We start from the raw sequence: 9,010 nt of genomic DNA on the forward strand, positions 1-9,010 counted from the left end.
TTTATTCCGTCCGAATAGTAACAGTCCCGACCGCCCTTAACGTCGCTATTTCCCCGCGATTCGAATGGCGTCAGCTAGGTCGGTAAGCTCCGCAATTAGTTCCGCCAATGTTTCCGCCTCGGACGTTAAGGTCGTATGGCGGGCGATAGCTTTTAACGCGGACGCAATCGTTGCGTGGTACGACCCTATTTCCGCCCAAGTTTCGCGGGGCGACGGGTCGAGGTCGGGCGTGGCTGCGATTAGCTCCGCCCATTTCGGCGATTTCGTGGGGTCGACGGTGCGACGTTCTACTACGGAGAATTGGCGGGCGCCGTCCGATTTGATTCCGTACCGTTGCGTGATGATTAGCGGTTGTTTCGTCATTTAGCGACCTCCTTCGTAGTCATGTCGCCGTCCCATTCGTGGAAAACTGCGTGTGCTTCGTTAATAATACGCTGCTCCTCTTCGCGCTCAATAAGTCGTTCTTCGTAGTTTAATACACTATGTCGGGCGACCTTTACGAAGTCATTGCGATACTTTTCCTCCGCCCTCAACGTAGCAACAAGCCTAAACCTTCGAAATAGTTTCCATTTTATATACGGCTCAAATATTTCAACTTTGTAAATATCGCCACCGTCATCGTACCAATAGATATTTTTAATAGTTACGCGATACTCTCCTCGGTCAGTTGTTACGGGGTATTTCGATAGCATAACGACTCCTCCTTGTTTTTGCCGGTGTGAACACGGGCGATTTGGCGTTTTGATTACGCGTAAACGAATATGTCTACGAGACGCTTACCGTACTTAAATCGTTGGAAATGAGGCGTTTTCGGCAATTCCTTGACTAATTCCGGGCGGTTCCGCCGAACTTCGCTTATAGACGACGCGACTCCGATGTCGACAAGAATACGCGGTAAGTATATTTCGCGGGTAAAGTGCGTGACAGTTGCGGTGACGACTCCGTATTGGTGAGTCGGCTGGGATTCGTTGTTGACGTTGACTACGTAATGTATCGGGTGGTCACGTTTCACGGGCGGTTCCTCCTTCGGTTAAATTGGCGCGGTGAGGGCGGCGGCTCACTTAACTCATTTTCTGCGTGATCTTTTTATTATTTAAGTTCTTTCGCGGATAAATAATAGGCAGTTATGAACGTTAGTGAATGACTGCTGAGGAACGTAGTGACGAATGGTTTTGCCAAGTACTTTAGTATAGATAAATAAGTATAGATAAACCTTAGTATAGTTACTAGGTAAATGTTGCAGGTCAGTCATGAAATATTTGCCGTTAGGCGTGAACTATTTACCGCTAGGCAGGCGGGTCGAGTATATAATAAACGTTGCTTGACCGATACCCGCGCCCATCATATCGCGCCTCTACCGATATTAATTCGGCTTCTTTTAGTCGCGAGATGGAATACCGCACCATTCGTTCACTACATCCGCAAAGTTCGGCTAATCGCTCAATGGACGGATAGGACGTGAGAGTTTCGTTATCCGCGTACATGCACAGCATGACGTATACGAGTTTATCAGTGGGTCGCGTTAGGGTTTCGGTGTATTCCATTACGGCGCGGTCGACCCATACGAACTTACGATTGCGTCTGTCGATGACTTTCGGTTTTTGTTCACTCAATTTAATGACTCCTTCCAAGCTTCAATCGATGGAACTTTACTTTTAATATCATGAATCGGGCGTTTATTGTCGCTACACCAATTTACATATGATTTAAATTCTTGTTCGCTTAGGTTATTTAAAGATGCTAAATAAGGTATGACGTGATCAAGTTCTGAGATCTTCAAAGGATTTTTCGTACTTTTATATGAGTTACAAGATCGGCATAAAGGAATAATATTTTCTATCGTGTTTCCGCCATGTCCCCAATTTCTTGGAATGTAGTGATCTAAGGATATTTCCTTAGAAGTACCGCATTTACAACATTTATTATTAAAATGCTTAAACGCCACTAAATACTCCTTCTCACTCAAAGTGTTAGGTAATCCAGTATTCGCGTATCTCTTTTTAGTTACTAATACTTTGACTTTTACGTAATTATCTTTGACATATGAATTTCTTCTTTTAGACTCGCAACTTTTACAATGGAAGTAAATCCCTAAATATCCGTGCTTACAAGGTGAAAATTCTCCTATATTTTTATTTTTACTACATTTAGTGCAGGTTTTATAGATGGATTGACATAGTACGTTGTGGTGCTTTTTATTCAAATAATTATGTAACCCTCCATATGAACTTACACAGTACCTAGACAAAAGCACGTCATCCTTTGACTTGAAATTCTCAGATATATAGAAATTATGATGCAAAGAATCTCTTGCTATTTCGTCCAACCTATCCTCATACCACAACCACTCAAAATTGATAACCTCTTGCGGCACATCTCTTGTTAAATCTTCGATGACTTTGTATACTTCCAGTTTCTTGCTCTTTATCAGCCTAATTAATACTTGATGATGAATACCTAACATTTTGGCGGTTTTATTAATTGAATAACCCTTATCTAATTCACTTTGATATCTCTCAATTAACTCGATCATGTTCTTCACCGACCCTAATATTTTTTGTCCCTATACTTATTAATGCGAAAGCACATCGCAAATGTTGGGACATTTTCCGCAAAAAAAAATAACCCCGCCCATTTGGACGGAGCTACTTTCGTTATTGGCGCACTTTTCCGCGCTCTAAATTTTCCCGCATCTTATCAGACATATTATCGTAAATAAGCGGCGTAATCATAAACGCACTAGCCTCGTTGTAAATCCGCCACTCTTGACCGCTCGCCAAGTTGCGGAAATTATCGTAATTCAATGCTTCATAATCTTCGCGGTCATATTCTAAACTAACGACCCATTCGTTTGATTCGTTACCTTTCGCATCGAGCACATTTGTCGTTATATCAACGTATACAGCCGCAATTTCGTCATCTAGTTCATACGCCTCGTGAATCGCTTCTAACGCCCAAAACGCGTGATTAGTGGCGATTGAATTTTCGCTCCAAGAGCCGTGCGCATCCATTGTTATCGATAGGTGTCCGTGCTCACTAAGTTCGGCGTCGTGTACGCGCGAATTATCTTCGACAAGGGCTTCGGCGACCGTTCGATTAGACAGGCGTTCCTGTTCCGCATCTTCCTCCGCTGCGGCTGCCGCCTCTGCCTCGGCTTTCTCCGCTTCCTTACGTTCTTTTTCGGCTAGCCTTTCCGCCGCTTCCGTTTGTTTCTCTTCCTCCGCGGCCACTCGTTCCGCTTCCAGTTCGTCGTAATCAATAAACGGTGTCGTCGCAAGTAATACCACGAAACTCGCTACGAATACGTTACGAGCGCCTTTCGATTTCTTACGCCACCAAACTAGAGCTGCGATAAACGCAACCATTACAGCCAATCCCGCTATTCCCGCTGCCATTCCGTCAACCTCCGCTTCCTCCTACACGTTATATAGGAAGATTATACCGTAAATTGGCGAAGTATTCCACAAAATTACAGATTTTCGAGCGGGCTGAATTTTTTATGCTTCGCAGCTACGTCCGCGGAAAATAAGTTAACGTAATTCCGCACCATCTCTAGCGAAGTATGTCCGAGTATTTTTTGTAACGCGAACACATCGGCTCCATTCTGTACGGACATTTTTGCGAATGTGTGGCGAAAAGTATGCGGACTACAGCGAACATTTTGTATATTCGCGCGCCTTCCGTACAATGCGATAAACTCCTGTATACGCCGCTTGGACAGCGTTTGGTCGTCTATATTCACGAATAGAGATTCTGCGGGCAATGTACCGCGAATGGCTACGTATTTTCGTAGTTGTCGTTTAAGCGTAGTTTGCATCGGGACTAGCCGCTCCTTATTGCCTTTGCCGTCGACCAATATCGTATTATCTTCCCACCGGATATCGCCGACACTAAGATCGACAAGTTCCCTCGCTCGAATGCCGGTGTCCAGCATTAACGACATTATCGTATAGTCGCGGATTCCCGTAAATGTCGCCTGATTCGGTTGCTCGAAAAGTGCCCGAATCTGCTCTCGCGTAAACGTTTGGATAACTTCTTTCTTCGCTTTAACTAGCGAAATGTTTTGGAACGGACTCTCGTCGATCATTCCTTCCGCCTCTAAGAAATTAAAGAACGCCCTTAACGCCCGCAGCCGGGTATTAATCGTGGTCGCTTTTAGGCCCGCCTCCATCATCGCGAGTATCACGTCCTCCTTAATCGTAGCAGGCGTAATTTTTGTCGGATGAGTATCTACGCGTCGCATTTCTAGTAAGCGAAGCGTGCCGATTAGCTCGTTCTTATAATACCGCATAGTGTATTCGCTTAAATTCTTTATGCGACAATTCCGCAAGAAAACGCTGATACTCACGTCAAAATCTTCGGCTTCGACGCGTTCCCTCCGTACAGGCATGTCCCTGTTTATTTCGTTTTTTCTGCGTGCCAATCGCAACACCTCCGCTATATTTGTCGTACGCGCAGCGGTCAAAATCCGTCAATTTAACGAATCGTGTGCGATGATTTTCAGAAACACAAAAAACACCGACCCACTTTTCGTGTGAATCAGCGTTGTATCAACGTTTAAATGTCCGTGGCTCAAACTACGCATTTTGAGTCGTGCGCGTCTGCCAATTCCGCCACATCGGCATAAATATAGCTCCTCAATGAGGGTCTATGGCTTGAACTGACAAGGATAATAATATCATTTAGGAATGGGCTTGTCAATGATATTCTATGTAATTATATAGGCTAAGAAAGTAACAAATCATTTGCTAGGCATATTGTTATATCGTTACTTTCTGTAAGGCCACTTTCATAGACTGAATAAACTCAACACGCCACTTATGAACATCTAATTTGTGTAATTCCTTGGTTGTCTTTTCATTAACACCTACCAAATAAATACGTATCCCCATAAGTGATATCGATTGTAGCATTAATTCTAAGCCAGGTAAGCCGTCAACATAGATAGTGCCAATTGCCGTAAAGTCAATTAAGACATTTTTAGGATCTTGATAATAAAGGTTTTCTAATACTTTTTCTTGGGTAAACCTCATTTTTTCTGCTGTTAAATCCCCATAAAGCGGAATCATCGTGAAATGATTACTCATCTTGATGCATGGTGCAGATAGTCGATAATTTTCTTCAAGAGTATGTTGCAGTTTTTCTTTTTCTCGGACCAATTCCATATTTGTATGATTTAAGCGCTCACGTAAGGACATGAGCTGATGACTAATAGTAGCTAGCTGCTTATCTGTAAAAATAAGTACGACTTGTGCTTCTTCTTCACTATGCCAAGTTGCATGCAAAAGAGCTAATAACAACACACCATCACTTTGAATGACGTTTATTTCTAGTGTTACTTTATTTTTATTGGGCTGTAACCATTCCTTTACTTTAGTTAAGCTTCCCTCATCAATAATATGTATTAGAGAATCAATATAGCCAAAATGTTGGTATGCTTCCTGAGAAAAATCGATAATATCATATTCTCTATTAATCGTATAACTAGGGAGAGGTAGGTGTGTCTTCTTAAGTTGTGGCATTAGAGTCTTTTTCCCCTTCCTCACTATACTTAATATTCCCTGTTACAATCCAATCTTGTAGCTGTCGTAAGCTCATGACAACATGGACCTTATCGCTTTTTGAAGCATCTAATGATAATACCTTGTTAGCCATACGACCACCTATCAGCATCTCTGGCTCATCTTCTAATTGTACGATCGCTTCAATATACTCAATTAATTTGGGTAAACGGTACGGTAAAGCAATAGAAATACCAACCACCTCAGGCTTCCACTTCCGAATAAAGCTTAACATATGATTTAATGGTAAATTCGGTCCTAAGTACCTCACATCCCATCCCTCATGTTTAAACACCGTTGCCACCATACGTAAACCAATATAATGCTGTTCTTCTTCTAATCCTAATAACATAACTTTTTTATCAATAGTTACATTCTTCGTTTTTTCCTGTGAAAGTTCTGTTAAAATCATATCACATACAGCAGTAGCCAAATGCTCGTCAGCAACTGAGATTTCATTATTCTCCCAAAGCTCACCAATATAATACATGGCGGGTGTAATTAACTTTTCATATATTGCTAAAATCGAATCTTCTTTTTGATATTGTTGAATTAATTCCTTCGCCTCACGATCTTGGCCATCTAATAATAACTTAGCTAGCTGTTTGACTTGGTGCTCCATCCAAACACCTCACTTATCTATCTTATCGAGTATCGCAATTGCACCTTGTAAGTAAGATACATATTCAGGTACTTCTTCTATAGTCATATACTTGGATAAATGACGAATAAGCCTTTCAAAATTATCAATAATAATAGCTGGGCTCATTCCCCTGCTTGTCAATACGTTGTTTAGCCAAAGTGCGTATTCTTCAAAATAGCTATGATCTTGTAATTGAAAAGAGGTTTCCAAATATTTTAAATGATGAAAATTATCCTCTTTTGTTCTTTCCCAACCATGTTCTCCGTACTTTTCCCATAGGTAAGGAAATTCCTTATATATTTCTTCTCTTATCTCATTAACAATGACTTCTTTTACGTTTGTATTCATGTTGCCACCACTGAATACTGAGTGACTTTTGGTATAATCGCTGCTAATTCTTGATCAGGATAACTTTTCTCTAAATCATGAATTTGTTTAAATTGATCACTTCTAACCCAATTTAGGTAATGCTGCTTTGTCTCCCACATCATATGTACGGTTAATTCATTGGTTTTTTTATCATTTTGTAATAGATGGAAAGAGAGAAATCCATCAGCTGTATCTACAAGTCTTGAACGATTTTGATAAATTCCTATTACTTCTTCCGTTTTCTCTTTTGGCACAACTACAGCAGAAGTCACGATATACATGGTTTAAGCCCCTTTGTACATTAATAAGCACACAACTTATGTAGTACACTATTTTTATATCATTACACGCTTTCCTATTAGTATATTAATATTACTAATCCTACCATATCTCCTCTATGGAAAAAAGGAATATCCATTATAGAACTTCCTAATATTAATATTCGTAATCCTCATTCATTTACCTGCCATAAAATAGCTAACAACATAAAAAACCTCTAACAATTTAGCATTGATGTTAGAAGTTTTTCCAATAAAAAAAACGATACTTATATAGTAATCGTTTAGCTTTACATTTGATCTATAATGGCGCGCCCTGAGAGATTCGAACTCCCGACCTTTTGATTCGTAGTCAAACACTCTATCCAGCTGAGCTAAGGGCGCAAATGGTGCCGAGGGCCGGACTTGAACCGGCACGGTAGTCACCTACCGCAGGATTTTAAGTCCTGTGTGTCTGCCAATTCCACCACCCCGGCAAAGATGCTTGACAGATTTATAAAATATGGAGGCGACACCCGGATTTGAACCGGGGATAAAGGTTTTGCAGACCCGTGCCTTACCACTTGGCTATGCCGCCTTATTTGGAGCGGAAGACGGGATTCGAACCCGCGACCCCCACCTTGGCAAGGTGGTGTTCTACCACTGAACTACTTCCGCAATATGGCTGGGCTAGCTGGATTCGAACCAACGCATGACGGAATCAAAATCCGTTGCCTTACCGCTTGGCGATAGCCCAACATATGTACAAAAAATAAAAATGGGGCGGCTGATGGGAATCGAACCCACGAGTGTCGGAACCACAATCCGATGTGTTAACCACTTCACCACAACCGCCATATGAAGTTTTAATAAAATTGGCAGGGGTAGTAGGAATTGAACCCACACCAAAGGTTTTGGAGACCTTCGTTCTACCTTTAAACTATACCCCTATAAATGGTGGAGGGGGACGGATTCGAACCGCCGAACCCTGAAGGAGCGGATTTACAGTCCGCCGCGTTTAGCCACTTCGCTACCCCTCCAAACGACATTATTTATAATACACTATTTGGCTAATAAAATCAATAGCTTTTAATTATAAATAAGAGTGCCGGCCAGAGGACTTGAACCCCCAACCTACTGATTACAAGTCAGTTGCTCTACCAATTGAGCTAGGCCGGCATAAAATGGTGGCTTGGGACGGAATCGAACCGCCGACACATGGATTTTCAGTCCATTGCTCTACCGACTGAGCTACCAAGCCATTTTAAATTGTATATATGGCGGTCCGGACGGGACTCGAACCCGCGACCTCCTGCGTGACAGGCAGGCATTCTAACCAACTGAACTACCGGACCGTTTTATAATTATAACTAAAGCAAAGTCACTACTGTTTTAGCTTGTTACGAATATTATTCAACGTAGTGTCGTTCATTTTATTGGTTGTACCACAGGCACTACCATTTTCACTTGCTACGACGTTTATTCGACGTAGAATTCGTTCATTTTATTGGTTGCGGGGGGCGGATTTGAACCACCGACCTTCGGGTTATGAGCCCGACGAGCTACCAGACTGCTCCACCCCGCGTCGTTATAAAGTATTCGGATGATGTTTATTCATAGTTGATAACATCTTCCTCTACTCGTCTTTTCAGAGAAGATTATGCGTCGATGTTACTTGGAGATTACTCATTGATGTAATGCTCGTTGCTCCACCCGACGACGTTATAAAGTATTCGGATTTTAAAATGGTGGAGGATGACGGGTTCGAACCGCCGACCCCCTGCTTGTAAGGCAGGTGCTCTCCCAGCTGAGCTAATCCTCCATTTTAACTGCGGATAAGCTTCAAATTTCTCACTTTTCCTTGTTAATATTCTTATGGTATGTAGCAAAAATTATATGGTGACCCGTACGGGATTCGAACCCGTGTTACCGCCGTGAAAGGGCGGTGTCTTAACCGCTTGACCAACGGGCCATTTATTTATATTGAATTCCGAATTACACTCTGGCGGAGAGCGAGGGATTCGAACCCTCGAGACGGTTCTACACCGCCTACACGATTTCCAATCGTGCTCCTTCGGCCAACTCGGACAGCTCTCCGAACAAATGGCTCCACAGGTAGGACTCGAACCTACGACCGATCGGTTAACAGCCGATAGCTCTACCACTGAGCTACTGTGGAA

Annotated in this window: 10 protein-coding genes and 16 tRNA genes; all 26 read right to left on the reverse strand. The window is 42.3% G+C overall.

The features are described from left to right. Positions 1–45: 45 nt before the first annotated feature. Positions 46–363 carry a hypothetical protein gene (locus PQ479_RS15455; protein WP_047988278.1) on the reverse strand — a complete coding sequence of 106 codons (318 nt, stop codon included), beginning with the start codon at positions 361–363 and terminating at the stop codon, positions 46–48. Continuing rightward, positions 360–692 carry a hypothetical protein gene (locus PQ479_RS15460; protein WP_047988277.1) on the reverse strand — a complete coding sequence of 111 codons (333 nt, stop codon included), beginning with the start codon at positions 690–692 and terminating at the stop codon, positions 360–362. The genes PQ479_RS15455 and PQ479_RS15460 overlap by 4 nt, the downstream gene beginning before the upstream one ends. 594 nt (positions 693–1,286) lie before the next feature. Continuing rightward, on the reverse strand, positions 1,287–1,544 hold the full coding sequence (locus tag PQ479_RS21905) for a helix-turn-helix domain-containing protein (RefSeq protein WP_420535554.1): 258 nt from the start codon (positions 1,542–1,544) through the stop codon (positions 1,287–1,289). Between the two features lie 65 nt (positions 1,545–1,609). Then, positions 1,610–2,533 carry an HNH endonuclease gene (locus PQ479_RS15465; protein ID WP_047988275.1) on the reverse strand — a complete coding sequence of 308 codons (924 nt, stop codon included), beginning with the start codon at positions 2,531–2,533 and terminating at the stop codon, positions 1,610–1,612. A gap of 121 nt (positions 2,534–2,654) precedes the next feature. Continuing rightward, positions 2,655–3,395 (reverse strand): hypothetical protein, encoded by a 741-nt coding sequence (locus PQ479_RS15470; RefSeq protein WP_047988274.1) that lies wholly within the window; start codon positions 3,393–3,395, stop codon positions 2,655–2,657. Positions 3,396–3,469: 74 nt separating this feature from the next. Next, positions 3,470–4,432, reverse strand: coding sequence for a tyrosine-type recombinase/integrase (locus PQ479_RS15475; protein ID WP_337957118.1), 963 nt, complete (start codon positions 4,430–4,432; stop codon positions 3,470–3,472). A gap of 328 nt (positions 4,433–4,760) precedes the next feature. After that, positions 4,761–5,522 (reverse strand): STAS domain-containing protein, encoded by a 762-nt coding sequence (locus PQ479_RS15480; protein WP_047988272.1) that lies wholly within the window; start codon positions 5,520–5,522, stop codon positions 4,761–4,763. After that, positions 5,509–6,183: a cobalamin B12-binding domain-containing protein gene (locus tag PQ479_RS15485; protein WP_047988271.1), complete on the reverse strand. Its 675-nt coding sequence runs from the start codon at positions 6,181–6,183 to the stop codon at positions 5,509–5,511. The genes PQ479_RS15480 and PQ479_RS15485 overlap by 14 nt, the downstream gene beginning before the upstream one ends. 9 nt (positions 6,184–6,192) lie before the next feature. Then, positions 6,193–6,552 carry a globin family protein gene (locus PQ479_RS15490; RefSeq protein WP_047988270.1) on the reverse strand — a complete coding sequence of 120 codons (360 nt, stop codon included), beginning with the start codon at positions 6,550–6,552 and terminating at the stop codon, positions 6,193–6,195. Beyond that, positions 6,549–6,854, reverse strand: coding sequence for an antibiotic biosynthesis monooxygenase family protein (locus PQ479_RS15495; RefSeq protein WP_047988269.1), 306 nt, complete (start codon positions 6,852–6,854; stop codon positions 6,549–6,551). Before PQ479_RS15495 ends, PQ479_RS15490 begins: the two co-directional genes overlap by 4 nt. 304 nt (positions 6,855–7,158) lie before the next feature. Continuing rightward, a tRNA-Arg gene (locus PQ479_RS15500) sits at positions 7,159–7,235 on the reverse strand. Positions 7,236–7,238: 3 nt separating this feature from the next. Further along, positions 7,239–7,327: transfer RNA gene (locus PQ479_RS15505), tRNA-Leu, on the reverse strand. Between the two features lie 27 nt (positions 7,328–7,354). Beyond that, a tRNA-Cys gene (locus PQ479_RS15510) sits at positions 7,355–7,428 on the reverse strand. A gap of 5 nt (positions 7,429–7,433) precedes the next feature. Then, positions 7,434–7,508: transfer RNA gene (locus tag PQ479_RS15515), tRNA-Gly, on the reverse strand. A 4-nt stretch (positions 7,509–7,512) separates the two neighbouring features. Further along, positions 7,513–7,587, reverse strand: a tRNA-Gln gene (locus tag PQ479_RS15520). 22 nt (positions 7,588–7,609) lie between these two features. Beyond that, positions 7,610–7,685: transfer RNA gene (locus tag PQ479_RS15525), tRNA-His, on the reverse strand. Between the two features lie 21 nt (positions 7,686–7,706). After that, a tRNA-Trp gene (locus tag PQ479_RS15530) sits at positions 7,707–7,780 on the reverse strand. A 5-nt stretch (positions 7,781–7,785) separates the two neighbouring features. Next, positions 7,786–7,870: transfer RNA gene (locus tag PQ479_RS15535), tRNA-Tyr, on the reverse strand. Positions 7,871–7,936: 66 nt separating this feature from the next. Further along, positions 7,937–8,009, reverse strand: a tRNA-Thr gene (locus PQ479_RS15540). Positions 8,010–8,015: 6 nt separating this feature from the next. Further along, positions 8,016–8,091: transfer RNA gene (locus PQ479_RS15545), tRNA-Phe, on the reverse strand. A gap of 17 nt (positions 8,092–8,108) precedes the next feature. Beyond that, positions 8,109–8,185 (reverse strand) — tRNA-Asp (locus tag PQ479_RS15550). 153 nt (positions 8,186–8,338) lie between these two features. Beyond that, positions 8,339–8,415 (reverse strand) — tRNA-Met (locus PQ479_RS15555). A 161-nt stretch (positions 8,416–8,576) separates the two neighbouring features. After that, positions 8,577–8,652 (reverse strand) — tRNA-Val (locus tag PQ479_RS15560). A gap of 75 nt (positions 8,653–8,727) precedes the next feature. Then, a tRNA-Glu gene (locus PQ479_RS15565) sits at positions 8,728–8,802 on the reverse strand. 31 nt (positions 8,803–8,833) lie between these two features. Further along, positions 8,834–8,927, reverse strand: a tRNA-Ser gene (locus tag PQ479_RS15570). Positions 8,928–8,934: 7 nt separating this feature from the next. After that, positions 8,935–9,009 (reverse strand) — tRNA-Asn (locus PQ479_RS15575). Between the last annotated feature and the right edge of the window lies 1 nt (position 9,010).

The organism is Alkalihalobacillus pseudalcaliphilus, from assembly GCF_028610675.1.
Taxonomy (GTDB): Bacteria; Bacillota; Bacilli; order Bacillales; family Bacillaceae_D; genus Alkalihalobacillus; species Alkalihalobacillus pseudalcaliphilus.

Bases quoted from the DNA above. Each gene is read 5' to 3' on its own strand.
- PQ479_RS15465 (WP_047988275.1), bottom strand. From the start codon at position 2,533: ATGATCGAGTTAATTGAGAGATATCAAAGTGAATTAGATAAGGGTTAT.
- PQ479_RS15490 (WP_047988270.1), bottom strand. From the start codon at position 6,552: ATGAATACAAACGTAAAAGAAGTCATTGTTAATGAGATAAGAGAAGAA.
- PQ479_RS15455 (WP_047988278.1), bottom strand. From the start codon at position 363: ATGACGAAACAACCGCTAATCATCACGCAACGGTACGGAATCAAATCG.
- PQ479_RS21905 (WP_420535554.1), bottom strand. From the start codon at position 1,544: ATGGAATACACCGAAACCCTAACGCGACCCACTGATAAACTCGTATAC.
- PQ479_RS15485 (WP_047988271.1), bottom strand. From the start codon at position 6,183: ATGGAGCACCAAGTCAAACAGCTAGCTAAGTTATTATTAGATGGCCAA.
- PQ479_RS15470 (WP_047988274.1), bottom strand. From the start codon at position 3,395: ATGGCAGCGGGAATAGCGGGATTGGCTGTAATGGTTGCGTTTATCGCA.
- PQ479_RS15480 (WP_047988272.1), bottom strand. From the start codon at position 5,522: ATGCCACAACTTAAGAAGACACACCTACCTCTCCCTAGTTATACGATT.
- PQ479_RS15495 (WP_047988269.1), bottom strand. From the start codon at position 6,854: ATGTATATCGTGACTTCTGCTGTAGTTGTGCCAAAAGAGAAAACGGAA.
- PQ479_RS15460 (WP_047988277.1), bottom strand. From the start codon at position 692: ATGCTATCGAAATACCCCGTAACAACTGACCGAGGAGAGTATCGCGTA.